The sequence below is a fragment of the Erwinia sp. HR93 genome, assembly GCF_034555055.1.
GTDB classification, from domain to species: domain Bacteria; phylum Pseudomonadota; class Gammaproteobacteria; order Enterobacterales; family Enterobacteriaceae; genus Apirhabdus; species Apirhabdus apintestini.
On sequence record NZ_JAXUDP010000001.1, the window covers coordinates 849555 to 872081 of the forward strand.

Below are 22527 nucleotides of genomic sequence, written 5' to 3' on the forward strand. Positions count from 1 at the left end.
GATCGCCGGGCTTTTGGCAAGAAAGGATTGACGTTACCGCAGGGTGGCAGTAATATGCGCCCCGCAATTCGGTGATTGGCGCAGCCTGGTAGCGCACTTCGTTCGGGACGAAGGGGTCGGAGGTTCGAATCCTCTATCACCGACCAAATTTTAGTATGATTTGACCAGGTTCAGATCAGAAAAGCAAATCAGACCGCATCCTTTACCGATGCGGTTTTTTTTCGCCTCGTATTTGGCGATATCCGGCGGTCGTTTAGCCCGCTGGTGAGCCAGGTCGGGTATGCCTTCATACGGTCGCGGCTGCCTTTGCGCTATGGATCATTTTTGCATCTTTGCTATTGGCGGTTATTTCCTCGCCTAATGTAATGGCGGATAAAAGGCAGCGGTTCGCTGCTATTTTCATGTGCTAATAAGCGGGCGCAGCGAAAGTAAATAGTGACGGTGGTGCGTAAAGGAACTCGGTGAAATAAAGCGCAGCGCTAGATATCTTCCCCGCGAACATAATTTGCATAGAGTAAGTAGCATTCATTACTGCCTCTTATTGCTTTATTCTCTCGGATAAACGGCGCTGCTTTGCCGGTGTACATCATTTTCTTTGTGGCTTACCTCAGCCTGTACAAATATCCGTTTGAGAGAAGCCTTAATACGTACTCGAGTGTCTAAAAAAAGCGCAATCGATTAACCAACGTTTATCGTAACTTCTACGTAATTACCAGAGGATTATGCTGGGCTATCTTGTATAGCATAAATTTCTGTTCCGGCATTTTTTGTATCCTCTTTTTTAAATTTTATTTACCTATAATCACAAATTCAGCAAAATATTATTAACAATATTGACCTTTTCTCTCCCGGTTGACAGATTGTAGAGCGAAGCAATGAAAGGGCCGCGCAGGAGGATGCCATTCCTGCGCTACTTTACTGCTTCTACTGCGCTTCAGGGCGCAGCCGATGGGCCGGATACACAATAAAAAAGCCCGCGCTTTCGATAACACATCACACACTGGAGCAGAATAATGATGATTTCCTTCAAACCATCAGGGATTGTAAAGCTTGCTCTAAGCCTGGCGGCGCTTTCCGTTGCCGCCGGCGTGCAGGCCAAAACGTTGGTTTACTGTTCTGAAGGCTCGCCAGAAGGCTTCAACCCCCAGCTATTCACCTCCGGTACCACCTACGATGCCAGTTCGGTGCCCGTTTATAACCGCCTGGTGCAATTCAAATTAGGCACCACTGAAGTTATTCCCGGCCTGGCGGAAAAATGGGATGTGAGTGAAGACGGGAAAACGTATACCTTTCACCTGCGTAAAGGGGTTAAGTGGCATACCAATCGCGATTTCAACGCCGATGACGTGGTATTTACCTTCGATCGTCAGCGCGACAAAAAGAACCCGTATCACGACGTTTCCGGCGGGAACTATGAGTATTTTGAGGGAATGGGCTTTCCCGCGCTGATTAAAGATGTGAAAAAAGTGGACGATAACACCGTTCAGATAACGCTCACACGCCCGGAAGCCCCGTTCCTGGCGGATTTGGCGATGGACTTTGCGTCAATTCTCTCTAAAGAGTATGCCGATAATATGCTCAAAGCCGGCACGCCTGAAAAAGTCGATTTAAATCCTATTGGTACCGGCCCGTTCCAGCTCGTTAAGTACCAGAAAGATTCACGTATTCTGTACAAAGCGTTCGACGGTTACTGGGGTGAGAAGCCAAAAATCGACCGGCTGGTGTTTTCCATCACGCCGGATGCCTCCGTGCGTTATGCAAAACTGCAAAAGAATGAGTGTCAGGTCATGCCGTATCCTAACCCTGCGGACATTGCCGGCATGAAGAAAGATAAAAATATCACCGTTATGGAACAGCCGGGGCTGAACGCGGGCTATCTCGCTTTTAACGTGGAAAAGAAACCGCTGGATAATGTCAAGGTGCGCCAGGCGCTGGCCTATGCGGTAAATAAAGATGCCATTATTAAAGCGGTTTATCAGGGCGCCGGTCAGGCGGCGAAGAACCTGATCCCGCCGACAATGTGGTCCTATAACGACGAGATTAAAGATTATCCCTACGATCCGGAGAAAGCTAAGCAACTGCTGAAAGAGGCAGGAATGGCGCAGGGATTCGCTATCGATCTGTGGGCTATGCCGGTTCAGCGTCCGTATAACCCGAATGCGCGCCGTATGGCTGAGATAATTCAGTCGGACTGGGCGAAAATCGGCGTGAAGGCGAAAATTGTCTCCTATGAATGGGGCGAGTATCTCAAACGCGCGAAAGACGGCGAGCATCAGACGGTGATGATGGGATGGACCGGCGATAATGGCGATCCGGATAACTTCTTCGCGACGCTATTTAGCTGCGCGGCGGCGAAAGAAGGCTCCAACTATTCACGCTGGTGCTATAAACCGTTTGAAGATCTGATCCAGCCCGCGCGCGCCAGTGAAGATCACAATAAGCGTATCGAGCTTTATAAACAGGCGCAGGTCGTCATGCACGACCAGGTGCCTGCAATCATCATCGCGCATTCCACGGTGTATGAGCCGGTGCGTAAAGAGGTGAAAGGCTACATTGTGGACCCGCTGGGCAAACATAATTTTGAGAATGTATCGCTCGAATAATCCTGGCAGTTCACGTAAAGGAAAGCGCGCCCGCCTGCATCCGGCGGGCGCAACAGAGCCATAACTTCCCGCCGGTAACTATCAACCGTTCGCCACAACCCGGAATGACCTCTCTGATGCTCTGCTCCGCAATTGCGGAATTGGTGCCAGCGTCGTTATATCCAACTTTTGGCGCAGCGGCGAAACGGCGGGATAAGACAGAGAGTGTGGGATATGTTGCAGTTTATCCTTCGGCGGTTGGGCGTCGTCATTCCGACGTTTATCGGTATTACGCTACTAACTTTTGCCTTCGTACATATGATCCCCGGCGACCCGGTAATGATTATGGCGGGCGAGCGGGGCATGTCTCCCGAGCGCCACGCTCAGCTACTGGCGGCAATGGGGCTGAACAAACCCTTATGGCAGCAATATCTCAATTATATTTGGGGCGTGCTACACGGTGATTTAGGCATATCGCTTAAAAGCCGCCTACCGGTGTGGGAAGAATTCGTGCCGCGTTTTAAAGCCACGCTGGAGCTGGGCGTCTGCGGCATGCTGTTTGCCATCGCCGTCGGCATTCCCGTGGGCGTTATGGCGGCGGTAAAGCGAGGCTCTATTTTCGACCATACGGCGGTTGGGCTGGCGCTGACCGGCTATTCCATGCCCATTTTCTGGTGGGGCATGATGCTCATCATGCTGGTGTCGGTGCAGCTTAACCTGACGCCGGTCTCCGGGCGCATCAGCGATACCGTATTTTTAGATGATACGCTGCCGCTCACCGGCTTTATGTTGATAGACACCGCGATTTGGGGCGAGCAGGGCGACTTTATCGATGCGGCAGGGCATATATTACTTCCGGCCATTGTACTCGGTACCATCCCGCTGGCGGTCATTGTGCGTATGACGCGTTCCGCCATGCTGGAAGTCCTCGGGGAAGACTATATTCGCACCGCGCGCGCTAAAGGGTTAACGCGGATGCGCGTCATTGTGGTTCATGCATTGCGCAATGCGATGTTACCGGTAGTCACCGTCATTGGTTTGCAGGTAGGCACGCTGCTGGCAGGCGCGATTCTGACCGAAACTATCTTCTCCTGGCCGGGGCTGGGGCGCTGGCTAATTGAAGCTTTGCAGCGCCGGGACTATCCCGTGGTACAGGGCGGAGTCCTACTGGTTGCAACTCTTATCATCCTGGTAAATCTACTGGTCGATTTACTTTATGGCGTGGTGAACCCGCGTATCCGGCATCACAAATAATGGGGGCCCCATGGCGCACATCGTGGAACCGACAGAAATAGCGGTAAAGGCACCGGCGCCAATGACGCCGATGCGTGAGTTTTGGCATTACTTTCGGCGCAATAAAGGCGCGGTGTTAGGGCTGACCTACGTTGTGCTGATGATCCTGATAGCGGCGTTCGCAAGCGCTATCGCGCCCCATAATCCATCAGATCAATTTCGGGACACGCTGCTGATGCCGCCGGTGTGGCATGCAGGCGGAAGCTGGCAGTTTGTGCTGGGTACCGATGACGTAGGGCGCGATATTTTATCGCGTCTGATGTACGGCGCGCGGCTATCGCTGCTGGTTGGGTGCCTGGTGGTGGCTTTATCGCTGGTTATGGGCGTGATACTTGGCCTGATTGCGGGTTATTTCGGCGGAATTGTGGATACGCTGATTATGCGCGTCGTCGATATTATGCTGGCGCTGCCGAGCCTGCTGTTGGCGCTGGTGTTAGTGGCTATTTTTGGCCCGTCTATCGTCAATGCCTCGCTGGCGCTGACATTTGTCGCTCTGCCGCATTACGTGCGCCTGACGCGAGCGGCGGTGCTGGTGGAAATTCATCGGGATTATGTTATCGCCTCCCGCGTCGCGGGTGCCGGCGCGCTGCGCCAGATGTTTATCAATATTCTGCCTAATTGCCTGGCACCGCTCATTGTTCAGGCCTCGCTGGGGTTCTCTAACGCCATTCTGGACATGGCGGCGCTCGGTTTCCTCGGCATGGGGGCGCAGCCGCCAACGCCGGAATGGGGCACGATGCTGTCAGACGTTCTGCAGTTTGCGCAAAGCGCCTGGTGGGTGGTCACTTTTCCTGGGGTTGCCATCCTGCTAACGGTACTGGCGTTTAATTTAATGGGCGACGGTTTGCGTGACGCGCTCGATCCCAAACTCAAGCAGTAAGAGGTTTGCGATGGCGTTATTAGAAATAGAGTCGTTGTCGGTGCACTTTGGTGAAAAAGAGGCGCCGTTTCGCGCGGTTGACCGCATAAGTTATTCCGTAGAGCAGGGGCAGGTCGTTGGGATTGTCGGCGAGTCAGGTTCAGGGAAATCCGTGAGTTCGCTGGCGATTATGGGGCTGATAGATTATCCCGGACGCGTCATGGCGCAGAAGATGATCTTCAACCAGCAGGATCTTCAGCGCATTTCCGCGCAGGAGCGGCGCAATTTAGTCGGTGCCGAAGTGGCGATGATTTTCCAGGACCCGATGACCAGCCTGAACCCGTGCTACACGGTCGGCTTTCAAATTATGGAAGCTATCAAAGTCCACCAGGGAGGCAGCCGACAGACGCGCCGCCAGCGGGCTATCGACCTGCTGACTCAGGTAGGTATTCCCGATCCGTCATCCCGGCTGGATATTTATCCTCATCAGCTTTCCGGGGGGATGAGCCAGCGCGTAATGATTGCCATGGCGATTGCCTGTCGCCCGAAACTGCTGATTGCCGATGAGCCGACCACCGCGCTTGATGTGACCATTCAGGCGCAAATTATTGAGCTTTTGCTGGCACTACAGCGCCAGGAAAACATGGCGCTAATCTTGATTACGCATGATTTGGCGCTGGTGGCGGAAGCCGCACAAAAAATCATCGTTATGTATGCCGGGCAGGTCGTGGAAACCGGCGAGGCGCGGGATATCTTCCGGGCGCCGCGCCACCCTTACACCCAGGCCTTGCTGCGGGCGCTGCCGGAGTTCTCTTCGGATAAAGCGCGCCTGACGTCATTGCCGGGCGTGGTGCCGGGGAAATATGACCGTCCGCACGGCTGCTTGCTAAATCCACGCTGCCCGTATGCTACGGACACCTGTCGTATGCAGGAGCCGGAACTGGTGACGCTAAGCGGCGGGCGCCAGTCAAAATGCCATTATCCGCTTGATGATGCCGGGAGGCCGACGCGATGAGCCAGGTACAGGATGCCGCCGCGCAGCCGCTGCTGCAGGCAATAGATTTAAAAAAGCACTATGCGGTGAAAAAGGGGCTGTTTGGGGAAGAGCGACAGGTAAAAGCGCTGGATGGCGTCTCTTTTACGCTGGAGCGGGGTAAAACGCTGGCCGTCGTTGGGGAGTCCGGGTGTGGAAAATCAACGCTGGGACGTTTGTTGACGATGATTGAAACGCCTACCGCCGGCGAGTTGTACTGGCACGGGCAGGATCTACTGAAACACGATCCTCAGGCGCAAAAGCTGCGCCGCCAGAAGATCCAAATCGTATTCCAGAACCCTTATGCGTCTTTAAACCCGCGTAAAAAAGTTGGGCAAATTCTGGAGGAGCCGTTATTGATTAATACGCGCCTTAACGCGGCGGCCCGGCGTGAGAAAGCGCTGGCTATGATGGCGAAAGTGGGGTTAAAGACCGAGCATTACGATCGCTACCCGCATATGTTCTCAGGCGGTCAGCGCCAGCGCATTGCGATAGCGCGCGGATTAATGCTCGATCCGGACGTGGTCATTGCCGACGAACCGGTCTCGGCTCTGGATGTTTCCGTGCGGGCCCAGGTGCTGAACCTGATGATGGATTTGCAGCAGGAAATGGGGCTGTCATACGTATTTATCTCTCACGATCTTTCCGTTGTGGAACACATCGCCGATGATGTGATGGTGATGTACCTGGGAAGCTGCGTTGAGAAAGGGCCGAAGGCGCAGATATTTTCCAGTCCGCGCCATCCCTACACGCAGGCGCTACTGTCTGCGACGCCGCGCTTGAACCCCGAGGCGAGGCGTGAGCGTATCAAGCTCACCGGCGAATTGCCCAGCCCGCTGAACCCACCGCCGGGATGCGCCTTTAGCGCCCGCTGTTGGCGACGGTTTGAACCCTGCACGCAGGTAACACCGCGGCTTAACCCATGCGGGGAAGGGCAGCAGGCCGCCTGCTTTGCCGTGGACCTGGAAGAAGGAAGAGAGATACCGTACGTGCTGGTGCAGCCGTAAGCGCTCGCTAAGCGGCGCGTGGGGAGATAACAGGTATCAGTTAGCCGCCCGATAATTACTGGATTCGGGCGGCTAACGACTTAATATGATGAGTGGGGCAGACTGTGCCGGTGCGCCAGCCAGCGCCGCGTATTCTTTGACGCGCGAGATTAACGCAGGCGTAAATTCCCCACTTGCTATCACCGGCTGTTTCAGGTTTCCCACGTTCTGTGGCCAGGCGTTTCATTAAAAGGCACTGCGCCGCGCCGTTGAGTAATCAATGAAAATTTCCGTACCTTTACAGGGGTGTGCGTATCAATTTGAGCACGGTTTTGGAAGAGAATTGCCGGAGCGATATCTGAAGGAGAATATCCGTATAATTCGGGGAAATCCTGAAGCGTTGATGGGAAATTCCGAATCTGTTACCTCATGAAATGAAGTATACTCTGCTTCCATCCGACAAGATATTTTCTATACACCATTCGGCGGAGAGCGGTTTTGCGAGTAAGGCGATCTTTAACGATTAAACAAATGGCGATGGTCGCGGCGGTATGCGTGGCATTTATTTTTGTTTTTATCGTTATCCAGCTTTTCCATTTTGTGCAGCAGAATCGCTATTTCACCGCAATGCAAATGGAAAGCGTGGCGCGTTCGGTGCGCAACCCCTTATCAACCGCGATTTTAAAAGCGGACATCCCCCAGGCGGAAGCCATTCTTAAAAGCATTCAGCCCGGCGGCGTGATTAGCCGTGCCGACGTGGTGCTGCCTAACCAGTTTCAGGCGCTACGCGTCAGTTTTATGTCGGAGCGGCCGGTGCCCGTGCTGATGGCGCGATTATTTGAGATCCCGGTACAAATTACGCTACCGCTTTATTCGCTGGAGCGCCCTGCAAACCCTCAGCCGCTGGCGTATCTGGTATTACAGGCCGACTCATGGCGCATGTATAAATATGTGGTTAGCACTATTTCCACGCTGGTAACCACGTGGCTATTGATGGCGCTGGTGTTAACGGTGGCGATCAGTTGGTGCGTGAATCGCCTGATGGTGCATCCGCTGCGCAGAATCATCCGTGAAATAGAGGCGCTGGAACCCCAGGCCGCGGTAGAACAGCCGCTCAGCGTCTCACGTCTGCATAAGGACGATGAGATAGGCATCTTAATTCGTCACTATAACCGTGCCTGGCAACGCTTAAACAGTACGTCCGCCTGCGTTCCATCCGCCCAGAGAGCGCTGGCCGAACGGCGGTTGCAGGAGGAGCGCGAGATTGCAAGGTCTCTGGAGCGCGGCGATTTTGCGCTTTGGCTACAGCCGCAGGTCGATTTACGCACCGGTAAAGTAACCGGAGCTGAAGCACTGCTGCGCCAGCGGCAGGTGAGCGGCGACTGGGCGTTACCGGACGGCCTTATTGAGCGCATTGAACGCTGTGGGTTAATGGTGCCCGTGGTGAACTGGATCCTTGAAGAGGCCTGCCGCACCTTGGCCGAATGGCAGCGTCGGGGCATTGCGTTAACCCTGAGCGTAAATTTATCCGCTTTGCAGCTGCTGCATCCGGAACTGGCGCCGGTATTGTTAGAGATGCTTTCCCGATATCGCCTTTCCGCCGGCTCGCTAACTCTGGAAATCACAGAAAGCCGTCCGCTGGATGAAGGGCAATTGGCGCTAAACATTTTGCGCCCTTTACACCAGGCGGGCGTGCGCATTGCGCTGGATGATTTCGGCAAAGGCTATGCCAGCCTGCATCAGCTTTATCGCATGCGTGCGGTGCCAATGGATATCCTGAAAATCGATAAAGCCTTTATCGATCCTCTGCCGGTCGATGACAGTATGGCCAGTGTGATTTTGACCCTGGCTCGCAGGCTGGGGCTTGAGGTTGTGGCGGAAGGCATCGAAACCCAGACCCAGCGGGAATGGTTATGCCAGGCGGGGGCGCATATTGGGCAGGGTTTTTTATTTGATGCGGCTCTGCCGCCTGCGCTTTTCGCCGAGCGTTATTTGTCCGCATCAGACAGTGTGCGATTGTAAAATAAACGGTATACGAAGCGTTTCAGTTCTAATTTATTAACCTTCCCGTTTCATTTTCGCAGCATAATCATAGGTGTCAGGATTTGAGGGTGTTATTTTGAGCGCCGCGCGGCGATATGTACGCCTTAGCTCACTTAGCCAAAGGACACCCTATGAAAACAGCCCTCTACAAAAGCCTCTATTTTCAGGTGCTGGTGGCAATCGCCCTCGGCGTCGCGCTGGGCCATTTTTGGCCGGATCTGGGCGCTCAAATGAAGCCCCTTGGCGATGGCTTCGTCAAACTCATCAAAATGATTATTGCGCCGGTTATTTTTTGTACCGTTGTTACCGGCATAGCCGGCATGGAGAGTATGAAAGCCGTGGGAAGGACCGGCGCGGTTGCGCTGCTCTATTTTGAAATCGTTAGCACGATTGCGTTAATTATTGGCCTGATTATTGTCAATGTGGTCCAGCCCGGAGCGGGAATGAACGTTGACCCTGCGGCGCTGGATGCGAATGCGGTCGCGGCTTACGCTCAGCAGGCGCAGCAACAGGGCGTGGTCGCTTTTCTGCTGGATGCGATCCCGGCTAGCGTGATTGGTGCCTTCGCCAGCGGCAATATTTTACAGGTTCTGTTATTTGCGGTGCTGTTTGGGTTCGCGCTGCACCGGCTGGGCGATAAAGGCCTGCTGATTTTTAATGTTATTGAGAGCTTCTCAACAGTTATTTTTGGCATCATCAATATGATTATGCGCCTGGCTCCGCTGGGTGCCTTTGGTGCCATGGCGTTTACTATCGGCAAGTACGGCGTTGGCTCGCTGGTGCAGCTTGGGCAGCTAATACTCTGCTTTTATTTGACCTGTGTTTTATTCGTGGTGGTGGTATTGGGCGCTATCGCACGCGCAACGGGTTTCAATATCTTTAAATTTATTCGCTATATCAAAGAAGAACTGCTGATTGTTCTCGGCACCTCATCTTCAGAGTCAGTGTTACCGCGTATGCTTGATAAAATGGAAAGGCTGGGCTGTCGAAAATCCGTTGTGGGTCTGGTGATTCCTACGGGATACTCATTTAACCTTGATGGCACCTCTATTTATCTGACCATGGCTGCCGTTTTTATTGCGCAGGCGACAAATAGTCATATGGATATTGTGCATCAGATAACATTGCTGGTGGTGCTGTTGCTATCGTCTAAAGGCGCGGCAGGCGTGACGGGCAGTGGTTTTATCGTATTGGCGGCGACGCTATCGGCGGTAGGCCACCTCCCCGTGGCGGGGCTGGCGCTCATTTTAGGCATCGATCGGTTTATGTCTGAAGCGCGCGCCTTGACTAACCTGGTAGGTAACGGGGTAGCCACTATTTTTGTCGCGAAGTGGGTTAAGGAATTGGATGAAACGCAGCTGAAAGCAGCCTTAAATAATAATCCTGGTGATGTAAAAGCCGGTGAAATACCTTCCTGATTCCCTCATTTTCCCACGGTCGCTTGCCCTGGCCGTGGGCACCTGCGCATAATTGGTTTTTATTTCGCATTATGATGCGATGTTTTTAGTAACCGGTGGTCCAAAGGAAAGCATTGCAGCGGGGGCGCGCCGCGCTTTTCTTTATTACCAGGAATGTTGATCAGGGGTAGACATGCAGGGCAAAACATTGGCGCTTTTGGCGGGGGGATTTTTTCTGGCGGCCTTCGCAGCTCAGACACAGGCTGAAGCGTTAAAACCCGATCCCGCCTGGCAGCAGGGTACGCTAGATAATGGGTTACGCTGGCAGATGCTCTCTACGCCGCATCGCCCTAACGACCGCATCGAAGTCCGGCTGGTGGTTAACACCGGTTCGCTGGAAGAGAGCGCGCAGCAAGCGGGCTACAGCCGTTTCATTCCTCATTTCGCTTTAACGCAAAACCCTGATACGGATACCGTTAACCTTTGGCAGCAGGCCACGGACCCCGGTTATCCGCAATCGCCCGCGACGGTAACCTATAACGTGACGCAGTACGCGTTAAGTCTGCCGAACAATCGCAATGACCTACTCAAAGAGGCGCTAGGCTGGCTGGCGAATACCGCTGGCAAGCTGGATATTTCACAGAAAAATGTCGACAGCGCGCTGGCGCAGCGGAATGCGATAACCACGTGGCCGGATAATCCGCGCGACGGCTGGTGGCGATATCGGCTTAAAGGGTCGACGCTGCTGGGGCACGATCCCTCAGCGGATGTACAGCAGCCGGTTGAGGCGGAAAGCCTGAAAAACTGGTATCAAAAATGGTACACCCCGGATGCGATGACGCTATTAGTGGTGGGTAACGTTGATGCCCGCAGCATGATAGAGCAAATTGAAAAGCAGTTTGGCGAGCTTGACGGAAAACGGCAGATGCCGGCGCCGGTGCCGACGGTATCGCCGCTGCGACGTGAGCCTGTGACTATTATGACGCGCGCCGTGCAGGAAGACAGGCTGACCATTATGTGGGATCAGGCGTGGCAGCCTATCAGAAACGCTAATACGTTATTGCAATACTGGCGGGCGGATTTAGCGCGTGAAGCGCTGTTCTTACACGTTCAGCAAAGTCTGGCAAAGAATAATATCCGCGATTTACAGCTTAGTTTTGACTGCCACGTACTGTTCCAGCGCGCTCAGTGCAGCATTAACCTCGATACGCCAAACGGCAAGCTGAATAACCATTTGGCGCTGGTGGCGCACAATCTGCGCGCGCTGCGTGAAGAAGGGCTGCCGAAGGCGGAGCTGGATACGCTGATCGCGCAGAAGAAACAGGAACTGGAAACCCTTTTCGCCACCTATGCCCGCACCAATACCGGCATATTAATGGGGCAGCGCCTGCGAGCGCTGCAAAATCACGTGGTAGATATCGCGCCGGAGCAATATCAGCAGCTGCGCCAGCGCTTTTTGCAAGGTGCTACGCCGGACGCCATCAACAGTGATTTACATCAGCTACTCGCTCAGGATATGGCGCTCATTTTGTTACAGCCTCAGGGAGAGCCAGAGTTTGCGATGGGTGAGTTGCAAAATACGTGGAATAAAATTATGGCGCCGGCGCAGTCTCCGGTAGCAGATAAGCCGGAAACGCGCGGCGAGGCTAGCGGGCCGGTGTCGCATTAAACCCCCCTTTTCTGCTGTGTGGTCAGCGCCGGACGCGGCCATATAGCAGTGGCGCAAAGCGGGCGCTAGCGCATTTAGCCGGTTTCAAGCCGGTATTCTGACCAGCAGAGCGCCCTGTTGCGCTGAGCAAATACCTAGCCAGAGGCCCTAATCCTGCTGGATGCATTCCTGCAAAGCGGGCGCTAGCGCGAGTGGTGTTTTCACTACGGTATCTCAATCAACAGGGCGGGTTTTCCAGAGACCTGCCCTATTCTTGAACCTCTTTTTGCCTATTTCGGCATCAGTTCGCGGGGAATAATCGCGCCGCGGTGCTGAATGACAGCGCTGGCCGTTCTGTGTCCACACTCTGCGGCGGCCTGCGGTGTTCCTCCGGTCAGGCGCACGGAGAGATAGCCTGCGCTAAATGAATCGCCTGCGGCGGTGGTGTCTACCACGCGCTCTTTAGGAAGCGTAATTGCCGGAACGGTGAGCGGTGGCTCTGCCTGCCGTGCCACCAGGCAGCTTTCCGCACCGCGTTTTATTATCACTTCCTGCACCCCGGCGGCGTGAGTCCGTGCGATAACCTCATCCGGCAAACCGGGACCCCACAGCGCGTCTTCATCGTCCAGGGTTAAAAAGGCGATATCCGTGCAGGCCAGCATACGCCGGTAAACCCGCTGAGTTTCCTGTCGATTGCTCCACAAGCGAGGCCGGTAATTATTATCAAAAATGATTTTGCCGCCGCGACGGCGGCAGGCTTCCAGCAGCGTAAACAGCCGCTCCCGGCTCTCCGGCGGCAGAATAGCGAGACTAATCCCGCTGAGATAAAGATAATCAAAACCTTCCAGCTGCGTGGTTATCCCGGCGGCTTCAGCGCCCGTTAGCCAGTAGCGGGCCGCCGCTTCGCTGCGCCAGTAAAGAAACGATCGCTCTCCGCGCTCGTCCGTCTGAATATAATACAGCCCTGGCAGCCGGTCAGGCATACGCTGCACCAGCTCGGTGTGTACCTTTTCCTGCTGCCAGGCTTCCAGCATTTGCTGGCTGAAATTATCTTCTCCGAGCGCGGTAACGTAATGTACCGCGAGCGCCTGCGCATCGACCAGGCGAGCAATGTAGACGGCAGTATTCAGTGTATCGCCGCCAAACCCTCGGCTGACGTGCGACGCTTTTTCTGACATTTCGATCATACATTCGCCAATGACGGCGATTTTGGGCGTGGGCATAGTGACTATCCGAATTCGGCAGAAAGTACGGGTAGTGTCTTGCGCTGTGGGTACAGCGTCAATATTTTTAAAACGGCGTTTTGATAAAGATCGCATGGATTTTGCTGTGCGAACTAGCGATATTTTCGCCCGGTAAGCGGCGGTATTTGTATCGCACGAGAAGCCAATCGCGCGTTAAGCGATCCGTTTTATGCGGTCCTCAGCTATCTTTATGGCTTAGGCCATCGACAGGAAGCAGGGCGAAGATGACGAGAACGGGTAAAGCTATCGGTATTACTTTCGGGGTTGTAGCGCTTCTTATTGTCGGCGTGGTGATATTTGTCGCCACGTTTGACTGGAACCGTCTCAAGCCGACCATCAATGAAAAAGTGTCCACGGAGCTGCACAGGCCGTTTGCTATTCGCGGTGATTTGCGCGTGGCCTGGGCGCGCAACCCGCAGGAAACCGGCTGGCGACGCTGGGTTCCCTGGCCGCACGTTACGGCTCAGGATATTGTGCTGGGCAACCCGCCGAATATCCCCGGCGACAATATGGTGCATTTACCGCGCGTAGAGGCGACCCTCTCGCCGCCCGCGCTGCTGGGTAAAACCGTTTGGCTTCCCTGGATAAAACTGGAGCGTCCGGATATTCATCTGACCCGGCTGGCGGAGCATAAAGATAACTGGACCTTCAAGATAGGCGATGGTGATAAAACAAAAGAAAGTGAGCCTTCCGCATGGTCATTCCGGCTGGATAAAGTCCTGTTCGATCGCGGGCGTATCGCTATCGACGATCGGGTAAGCCGGGCGGTAATGGAGATCCTGGTCGACCCCCTCGGTAAACCGCTGCCTTTTAGCCAGCTAACCGGCACTAATGCAAAAAAAGGCCAGAAAGTCGGCGACTATGTATTCGGGTTAAAGGTAAAAGGCCGCTATAAAGGCGAACCGATTTCCGGTAGCGGAAAAATCGGCGGTATGTTGGCGCTGCGCAGCGACGACACGCCTTTTCCCGTACAGGCTGATGTACGCTCAGGCGCAACGCGCGTCGCGTTTAATGGAACGATAATTCATCCCTTGACGCTCGGGGGCGCCGATCTCCGACTGCGTTTTTCTGGCGATTCGCTGGGCGATCTTTACGATCTCACCGGCGTTTTATTGCCGGATACGCCGCCGTTTGAAACCGATGGCCATCTCACGGCGCGGTTAGATGAAAACAAAGGCAACGTGTTCCGGTATCGAGATTTTAACGGGCGGATTGGCGACAGCGATATTCACGGATCGCTGAAATATAGCCAGACGAAGCCCCGCCCCATGCTGCAGGGCGAGTTGCTGTCCCGGCAGTTACGGCTGGCGGATCTCGGGCCGTTGATTGGCGTCGATTCTGGCAAGGGCAACCAGAGCAAAAAAAGCCAGCGCACCAATACCTCTCAGCCGCTGGGTAAAGTACTGCCTTACGATCGCTTTGAGACGGATAAGTGGGATGTGATGGATGCCGATGTGCGTTTTAAAGGCCGTCGCATTGAGCATGGTAGTTCCCTGCCAATTAGCGATCTCGATACCCACCTTATTCTGAACAAGGGCGATTTGCGCCTGACGCCGCTGCGTTTTGGGCTGGCAGGCGGCAGCATCGATGCTCATGTACGGCTGGAAGGGGATAAAAAGCCGATGCAGGGGCGCGTTGAGCTTAACGCCCGGCGTTTGCAGTTAAAGCAGCTCATGCCCAATGTGCAATCAATGCAAAAAACGCTGGGGGAACTGAACGGCGATGCGGATATACGCGGCACCGGTAATTCAGTGGCGGCGCTGCTGGGCTCCAGTGACGGCAATCTGAAATTACTGATGAATAACGGTTTAATCAGCCGCAATCTGATGGAAATTTTGGGGCTAAATGTCGGTAATTACATCGTTGGCCAAATTTTTGGTGATGATGAGGTTCAGGTGAACTGCGCCGGGGTAAATATCGATATGCGCAACGGGTTGGCCCGGCCGCAGATTTTCGCCTTTGATACCGAGAATGCGCTGATTAATGTGACCGGAAACGCAAATTTTGGCAGTGAGCAACTGGATTTAACCATCGATCCAGAGAGTAAAGGGCTGCGTATTATCACGCTGCGTTCGCCGCTGTATGTGCGTGGCACCTTTAAAAATCCCAGCGCGGGCGTTAAGCCTGGCCCGCTTATCGCTCGCGGCGCCGTGGCTGCCGCGCTCGGCGCGCTGGTAACACCTGCCGCCGCACTGCTGGCGCTCATCTCCCCCTCTGAGGGGGATAGCAACCAGTGCCGGAATATCCTGTCTCAAATGAAACATTAAGCGTGGTATAGAATACGCTCGCCCTCTCAGGGCGGGCGTTTCGCCTCTTCATTGTCATTCCTAAACCACCTCCTGAGGAAAGTGATTTAATGTTCCTGTTTTTGTTGCCCCCGTTGCTGTCACGCTTTTATTGGCGCGTCTGCGTCGGGCAGCAACCGCCTAAACTTAGCCGCTTATCTGGCCGAATGGGGCGGATACAGGGGCGGAAATAGTGTATTACAGTGACTGATGGCGCGTTTCACGCGTGCATAGCAGGGCTATCAGAGTTAGCGTGGCCATTGCGGCCAAATAGATGCCCACCCAGAACAAACCGTAATGCGTCTGCAGCCACGCGGCTATCCACGGTGCGACAGATGCGCCGAGAATCGATGCCAAATTATAAGAGAATGAAGCGCCGGTATAGCGCACCTCCGTCGGAAATAGCTCCGGAAGCAGCGCGCCCATCGGGCCGAAGGTCAGCCCCATCAGGCTCAGCCCGATAAGCAAAAACGCTAACATCCCGGAGATGCTGCCCGAACCGAGCAGTGGCTCGAACAGGAATGTGGCAAAAGCCAGAATCAGCAGAGTAATGGCTATCATACTGCTACGCCGACCAACGCGGTCGGCCAGCATTCCGGCCACCGGCACCATCACGCCAAAACCGATAACGGCGATCATCAGCATCCACAGCACGCTATTGCGCGGCAGCCCCAGCCCGGCAGGCGGCAGTGAAGTGCTATAGCTCATCGAATAGACGGTAGTAATGTAAAACAGTGTGTAAGTGGCGAGCATAATAAATGTGCCCAGCAGCGTGGCCCGCAGGTGTTTTGTCAATAAAGTACCGAGCGGAATCTTAACCCGTTTCCCTTCCTGCGCGGCTTTAGCGAATACCGGCGATTCGTGTAGCGAGACGCGAACATACAGCCCAATCAACACCAGCACCGCAGAAAAAATAAACGGAATGCGCCAGCCCCAGTCCATAAATTGCTGGTCCGTTAGTAGCCAGGACAGCAGTAGAAAGGTTGCGTTAGCAAAGAAAAAGCCAATAGGTGCGCCGAGCTGAGGGAAGGAACCGTACAGCGCTCGCTTATGCGCCGGCGCGTTTTCCGTCGCCAGCAGCGCCGCGCCTCCCCATTCGCCGCCCAGCCCAAGCCCTTGCCCGAAGCGCGCCAGCGCCAGCAGCGCGGGTGCCATAATCCCAATACTTTGATAGCCCGGTAGCAGGCCAATAACGACGGTAGAAAGCCCCATCGTCAACAGGGAGGCAACCAGCGTCGCTTTGCGTCCAACTCGGTCACCGAAGTGACCGAATAGCGCGGAGCCGATAGGGCGGGCGACAAACGCGATGGCAAAGGTTGCCAGCGACTGCAGCGTCGCGGCGGCGGCATCGCCCTGCGGGAAGAAAATATGTGGAAAGACGATGACGGCGGCAGTAGCGTAAATATAGAAGTCAAAGAATTCGATAGCGGTGCCGATTAACGAGGCGATGACCACCTTCCCGCGTGAATTCACCGGCGCGGTGGACGCAGGGTTGGGGGCCGTGGCGATAGATGCTTGCATATAAACCATTCTTTTTATTTTTGCGGAACGAAAGTCCATATTACGCACAGCAAAAGCGCCATTTCAACGCACTGCCAGCGAGGGTTTTGTGCAAGAAATCGGCAAAAAGCGAATAATAGTTATGCGTTGGGATTGGCGTGCATATAAACCCAGAGATTCTTCACCAGACAGATAATTAAACCAGAAATAGGTTAAATAAAAGTTAATGCATGGCGTTGTGTGCTGGAAAGGAGCGCCGGGCCGGCCGGCGCCTGAGGTTTAGTGAGGGCGACGCCCCGGAATAGGTTTATCGTCTTTATATTCAGCGGTGGCTATCCACGCGGCGCAGAATAGCGTCAGGCGCGCAAAGAAATAGAAAAACGCCATCAGCCCGAGAACAGAACCAAACGCCGCACCCGAAGGGGATTTTACCAGCGACGGGAGCGTCCAGGTCATAATAATTTTAATAATCTCAAAGCCAATCGCGGCCAGCAGCGTGCCGCGCGCCAGCGCTTTTTTACGCGGCCGGTGACGCGGAAGACGCCAGAATATCCAGAAAAATAATAGATAGTTGGCAAAAATCGAGATGGCCAGCCCGATAAGCTGCCAGGCGGGTTTCAGCCATTCAATGGCGCCAAGGTGCAGCAGGTTGATAATGGTCTCCTGCGCGGAGCCGGCGGCGGAAGTAATCGACAGCGTGACGATAAGCGCAATCAGCAGGCCAATGAGCGATATCAAATCGCGCAGGTATTTCAGCCAGAATTTCTCTTTATCCTGCGGCGTGCGCTCCCAGACGTCGCGCGACTGCGCGCGTACCGCTTCTCGCAGGTTCCCCATCCAGTTAACCCCGGAATAAAGCGCAATAAGCAGACCGACCAGCCCCACGGTAGTACGCTGTTGAACCGCAGTATTGATCGTACTTTTGAGCGTTTGCGCAAGCGTCGGATCGCTCACGTTCTCCAGAATTTTCTCGAAAATATCTTTTAGCAGGGTGGGATGCGCAGCCAGGATATAACCGCCTGCGGCAAAGCTCACCATCAGCATGGGGATCAGTGATAAAAAAGAAAAATAGGTAATTGCTGCGCCAAACTGATTGCCCATTCTGTCGTTAAAACGTTCGGCGGCGCGCAGCATATGCGCCACAATAGGATTGCGCTCAATGCGTTTTACCGTGTTATTCACGTTTTCCAGCGTGCCATTAAGCACCTGGTCTTCGGGCGTAGCATTGGCCTCTTCCTGTGCGTTCAACGGCACAACCGGCGTATAATCGAGATCCCGCGTGGGGCGTTTTGTATGCTCAGAGTTACCCATTAGCTCCGTAATCCTTTAGACAATGTCAGTCTGATCATAGGAAAAATATGGCTGCGATGCTAATCCACATAGCCTTGCAGTACGATATTCAACCACTCCATAAACGCGTGGACGCGGCGTGACAGGTTTCGGCGGTGTGGCCAGATGAGTGAAACCGGCATCGGTGCCGCGCGGTACTGGGGCAAAATCTCCACCAGCGTGCCATTGCGTAACGCATCGCGCACCCCGACGCGCGGAACCTGGATGATGCCCAACCCTGCGATACAGGCGGCGTAGTAGGTCTCTGTGCTGTTCACGGTCAGCATACCGCCGGTCTGTACCCAGCGTGTTTCACTATTTTCACAGATTTCAAAACCTGCCGGGCGTGCGCCCAGTATTGTTGCATAGTGGACCACGGCGTGCGAGGCCAGGCAATCGGGCCTTTCTGGATAACCGAAGCGGGCGAGATAATCCGGGCTGGCGCAGTTGATGATGCTTAACTGGCCCAGCCTGCGGGCTACCAGGCCGGAATCCTTAAGCTGACCGACGCGTATCACACAGTCGAAACCCTCCTGAATTACGTCAACCAACCGATCGCTACTGCTCAGTTCCAGCTCTATACCGGGATGCTGCTGTAAAAATTCTGGCAGCCGGGGGATGATGACATTTTTCGCCAGCCCGACCGGCATATCAACGCGCAGGCGGCCGCTCAAATTTGCCGCGCTGCGTGAAAATAATCCGTCAAGCTCCTCAAGGTTTGCCAGCAGATCGCGACAGCGCTCATAGTAAACAATCCCATCCTGCGTGAGCTGAACCCGCCGCGTTGTGCGATGCAGCAGCCGCGTCCCCACGGTGTTTTCCAGCGCCTGAATTTGGCGTGATACGCTGCCGCGAGGTAGCCCCAACGTATGTGCCGCCTGGGTAAAACTGGCCATTTCTGCGACCCGAACAAAAAGCCGCATTGCATGAATTTTATCCATCTTTACGCGTGATTGTTGTTATAAACGAGTTAATGAAGCGTATTTTAGCGTATTTATTATTTTGATGGCGTCAATTACGCTGATTGTCATATTCACACTGTTTGAAATGAGGTAAAGGACGATGCAACGAATCGTATTAGTTACCGGCGGTAGCCGCGGATTGGGGAAAAATGCCGTACTGAAACTGGCAGAGCGGGGCATAGACGTTATTTTCACCTGGCGCCACGGCCAACGAGAGGCTGAGGAAGTTGTACGTGAAGTGGCTAAGCGCGGCGCGCGAGCGGTGTCCCTTCGGTTAGATGTTTCTGATTGTGCGAGCTTTCCGGCATTTGCGCAGGACGTTGCGCGCCTATTACGTGCGACGTGGCAGCGTGAACGTTTTGACTATTTGCTCAATAATGCCGGTACGGGCATGAACACGCTAATTGCGCACACCAGCGAAACACAGTTTGATGAGATGGTGAATATTCATCTTAAAGGGCCGTTTTTCTTAACCCAGACGCTGTTGCCGCTGATTGAGGATGGTGGACGAATTCTGAATGTTTCCAGCGGCCTGACGCGCTTTGCATTACCGGGAAAAGCGGCCTATGCCGCAATGAAAGGTGCCGTTGAAGTGTTCACCCGCTATCTGGCGAAGGAGTTGAGTGAGCGTAAAATTACGGCGAATTGTATTGCGCCGGGCGCGATTGCCACCGATTTTGGCGACGGTGAAGTGAGAGATAATGCGCATATTGCCGGGCATATTGCAGCGCAAACTGCGCTGGGGCGCGTTGGGCAGCCGGATGATATTGGCGATGCGATAGCCGCTTTACTGAGCGATGAGCTTGCGTGGATGAATGCGCAGCGCGTTGAGGTGTCCGGCGGTATGTTCTTATAAGCGGTGCCAGCCGGTGATGCTAATCCGGCCATATACCGTTTCGCGGTGTTGCCGGTGAACCTGTTGTCCCCGCCCGTCCGGGGCGGGGACCGCAGAAAACGGAGAAAAGCCGCAAGGCGTACCTTTCTCCGCACTACACGCCCGGTAGCGGCGGCGGATTTTCCGCCGCCGTGTATGCACTGGCGCAATGCCATCAGAACCTGAATCTCTGATGAAAACGTTTAAAAGGATTCCCAGCTATCTTCCCGCGCTGATAAATTCACCCGCGCATTAACCGGCGCGCTTATGCGTGCTTCGGCTAACGGAGCCGACAAGCTTACACCGTCTTTTGCCGCCTGGATTTTAAAGAACTCAACTTCACCGGATAATTGTTTCGCCTGTTCGTTCAGGTTGGAAGACCCGGCGGCGGCCTCTTCGACCAGCGCGGCATTTTGCTGAGTGACGGTATCCATCTCGGTAATCGCCTGAGAAATCTGGGCAATACCAATATTTTGCTCTTCAGCGGCGGTTTTAATTTCTTCCATTAAATCGGACACTTTGGTAACGGAATCGATGGTGTTCTCAATCTTGCGGTTAGTTTCCATCACCAAATTGGCGCCGCTGGCGACTTTGGCCGTCGTTTCTTCTATAAGGCTGCGAATTTCCTGGGCTGCAGAAGAACTGCGCTGGGCCAGATTACGAACCTCGCCGGCGACCACAGCGAACCCACGGCCCTGCTCGCCCGCCCGGGCAGCTTCAACGGCGGCATTAAGCGCCAGAATATTGGTCTGGCTGGCAATGCTGGTAATAACGCTGTTGATTTCAGAAATAGCGCGCGAGCTTTCCTGGATAGCGTTCATAATAACGCGCGTTGACTCTGCGGCCTTTCCGCCTTCCAGCGCCAGAAGCCGGGCATTTTGTGCCAGATCGTTTTCCTGACCGGCGTTATCGGCATTTTGTCTGACGGTAATTTTAATTTCTTCCATGCTGGCGGCAGTTTGCTGCAACGCAGCGGCCTGCTCTTCCGTGCGTGAAGATAAATCCTGGTTTCCGCTATCAATTTCATTTGCCGCCCGTGCGATATGAGTCGCACCGGTTCTGACTTTATGTAGGGTGGTACCGATTTTAGCTACCATAGTGCGGATAGCGGTGATTAATAAACCGATTTCATCTTTTGAATTGTGATCGATATCAGCCGTCAGGTCACCATTCGCGATACTTTCTATCAAAGTGACCGTTTTCTTTAATGGATGTGTAATAGTACCTGTAACAAACCAGGCCGTGAGTGCGCTGAATACAATGCCCGCCAGACTTAAAATCAGCATAGTGAATATGATTTTATACGTCGACGCATTCAATTTTTCGTGGGCATCATCAATCAACCCTTTTTGGAAATTAAGCAGTTGTGTTAATGCGCGACAATATTCATTGGTTGCCGGAAGAAATTCCGCCTGCACAAAGTCATTTGCTTTCTCATATTCACCGCTGTCCGCAATAGCCATGCCTTGTTTCAGTTTGGCGTAATAATTAGCTCGGGCAGAGTCGATATTGGCTAAATATTGTTTCCCGGCTCCAAGGTGAATCATGGGGGTGACGGTTGACTGTATCTCACTGACCCTAACGCCAATCTGCTTTACAGCCGCTAAAAGATTTTTTCGCAACTCGGCATCGTTAGTGGTGATAGCAGAGGTTGATTTACCGCTGGACTGGTAAAGCAGCTCGGTCCATTCCTCGACCAGCCTTTCTTTTACCAGATATTGGCTGAGTATTTCATCTACGTTGGTCTGTATTTTTTGGGTGAACAGAAAAACGCTGCTGCTCATTATAATCATTATTACTAATATAATAGAAAAGGCATACGCCAGACGCATGCCTACTCGCATATTGGAAATTCTCATTTACCCGCCTTTAAGTCTTTTCCCTGAAAGAAAAATGAAGAAATTATAGTCAGCGCTGTTCTTAATATTTCATCTGACGCTGATAGTTATGTATGTTAAAAATGCGTGAATTAAAAGTTCATAACTGCGCGTTTAAACAGCGTAATTACAATTCATAGACAAAATTACTTCGGCACGAAATGATAAATAATTAATTGTTTAAACCGATCGATTAATTTGACTTTATTAGGTTATGACAATCAATTTGTTTTTATTGATCGCTTTTTCCAATTTTGCGCGGAGAGAGCAAAACCAATGCCGTATTTATTTTTATCATCTTAATTGAGCATAAAAATTAAACAGAAAAGCGAGGGTATGAGTAATAAATAAACATTAGCGGTTTATTTATAACCGGTTTACTTTACCTCACCGATTTATAACTGCAGAAGATTCAGGGTGGGGGTTTAGGCTCATCGCGTCGCGATTATCGGGAACGGTACGGCGATGAATTATCCAGGGAGTAAACAGTGCGCCCGGCAGGCTCAGGGGAGGGGGGGGGTAATCAGAAAACGCGCTAGCGCATTGTGCAGCGTAAAATTCCTTTGGTTTCCCTTATGCAAAAAAACGGCGTTTCACCGGCGCTTACATCCTGGG

The 22527-nt window shown here is 53.5% G+C and carries 15 protein-coding genes and 1 tRNA gene; 11 read left to right on the forward strand and 5 right to left on the reverse strand.

The features are described 5' to 3' along the window. Nucleotides 1–69: 69 nt before the first annotated feature. From SFA31_RS04055 to SFA31_RS04095, 9 genes are all read left to right on the forward strand, one after another. Nucleotides 70–146, forward strand: a tRNA-Pro gene (locus tag SFA31_RS04055). 867 nt (nt 147–1013) lie between these two features. Beyond that, a complete protein-coding gene (dppA, locus tag SFA31_RS04060; protein WP_322836826.1) occupies nt 1014–2603 on the forward strand; it encodes a dipeptide ABC transporter periplasmic-binding protein DppA in 1590 nt (529 codons plus the stop codon). A gap of 213 nt (nt 2604–2816) precedes the next feature. After that, nucleotides 2817–3836, forward strand: a complete 1020-nt coding sequence (dppB, locus tag SFA31_RS04065) for a dipeptide ABC transporter permease DppB (RefSeq protein ID WP_322836827.1) — start codon at nt 2817–2819, stop codon at nt 3834–3836. 10 nt (nt 3837–3846) lie between these two features. Continuing rightward, nucleotides 3847–4755, forward strand: coding sequence for a dipeptide ABC transporter permease DppC (dppC, locus tag SFA31_RS04070; protein WP_322836828.1), 909 nt, complete (start codon nt 3847–3849; stop codon nt 4753–4755). 10 nt (nt 4756–4765) lie between these two features. After that, nucleotides 4766–5749: a dipeptide ABC transporter ATP-binding protein gene (gene dppD / locus SFA31_RS04075; RefSeq protein WP_322836829.1), complete on the forward strand. Its 984-nt coding sequence runs from the start codon at nt 4766–4768 to the stop codon at nt 5747–5749. Then, nucleotides 5746–6774 (forward strand): dipeptide ABC transporter ATP-binding subunit DppF, encoded by a 1029-nt coding sequence (gene dppF, locus SFA31_RS04080; RefSeq protein ID WP_322836830.1) that lies wholly within the window; start codon nt 5746–5748, stop codon nt 6772–6774. The genes dppD and dppF overlap by 4 nt, the downstream gene beginning before the upstream one ends. A 477-nt stretch (nt 6775–7251) precedes the next feature. Beyond that, a complete protein-coding gene (locus tag SFA31_RS04085; protein WP_322836831.1) occupies nt 7252–8775 on the forward strand; it encodes an EAL domain-containing protein in 1524 nt (507 codons plus the stop codon). 152 nt (nt 8776–8927) lie between these two features. Beyond that, nucleotides 8928–10214, forward strand: a complete 1287-nt coding sequence (locus SFA31_RS04090) for a dicarboxylate/amino acid:cation symporter (RefSeq protein ID WP_322836832.1) — start codon at nt 8928–8930, stop codon at nt 10212–10214. A gap of 172 nt (nt 10215–10386) precedes the next feature. Continuing rightward, a complete protein-coding gene (locus SFA31_RS04095) occupies nt 10387–11862 on the forward strand; it encodes a pitrilysin family protein (RefSeq protein WP_322836833.1) in 1476 nt (491 codons plus the stop codon). A 269-nt stretch (nt 11863–12131) separates the two neighbouring features. On the opposite strand, the gene SFA31_RS04100 is transcribed toward SFA31_RS04095, so the two are convergent. Continuing rightward, nucleotides 12132–13064, reverse strand: a complete 933-nt coding sequence (locus SFA31_RS04100; protein ID WP_322836834.1) for a sugar kinase — start codon at nt 13062–13064, stop codon at nt 12132–12134. A 245-nt stretch (nt 13065–13309) separates the two neighbouring features. Between SFA31_RS04100 and SFA31_RS04105 the strand changes: the two genes are divergently transcribed. Beyond that, a complete protein-coding gene (locus tag SFA31_RS04105) occupies nt 13310–15352 on the forward strand; it encodes an AsmA family protein (RefSeq protein WP_322836835.1) in 2043 nt (680 codons plus the stop codon). Nucleotides 15353–15568: 216 nt separating this feature from the next. On the opposite strand, the gene SFA31_RS04110 is transcribed toward SFA31_RS04105, so the two are convergent. The 3 genes from SFA31_RS04110 to SFA31_RS04120 all read right to left on the reverse strand — a co-directional run bounded on the left by SFA31_RS04110 (nt 15569) and on the right by SFA31_RS04120 (nt 19140). Continuing rightward, nucleotides 15569–16891 carry an MFS transporter gene (locus SFA31_RS04110; RefSeq protein WP_322836836.1) on the reverse strand — a complete coding sequence of 441 codons (1323 nt, stop codon included), beginning with the start codon at nt 16889–16891 and terminating at the stop codon, nt 15569–15571. Nucleotides 16892–17149: 258 nt separating this feature from the next. Beyond that, nucleotides 17150–18181, reverse strand: coding sequence for an inner membrane protein YhjD (gene yhjD / locus SFA31_RS04115; protein WP_322836837.1), 1032 nt, complete (start codon nt 18179–18181; stop codon nt 17150–17152). Between the two features lie 59 nt (nt 18182–18240). Next, nucleotides 18241–19140, reverse strand: coding sequence for a LysR family transcriptional regulator (locus tag SFA31_RS04120; protein WP_322836838.1), 900 nt, complete (start codon nt 19138–19140; stop codon nt 18241–18243). A gap of 121 nt (nt 19141–19261) precedes the next feature. Here SFA31_RS04120 and SFA31_RS04125 point away from each other — a divergent pair, with 121 nt between their 5' ends. Continuing rightward, nucleotides 19262–20017 (forward strand): SDR family NAD(P)-dependent oxidoreductase, encoded by a 756-nt coding sequence (locus SFA31_RS04125; protein ID WP_322836839.1) that lies wholly within the window; start codon nt 19262–19264, stop codon nt 20015–20017. A gap of 221 nt (nt 20018–20238) precedes the next feature. Here SFA31_RS04125 and SFA31_RS04130 read toward each other — a convergent pair whose 3' ends face one another. Next, nucleotides 20239–21894, reverse strand: coding sequence for a methyl-accepting chemotaxis protein (locus SFA31_RS04130; RefSeq protein WP_322836840.1), 1656 nt, complete (start codon nt 21892–21894; stop codon nt 20239–20241). Between the last annotated feature and the right edge of the window lie 633 nt (nt 21895–22527).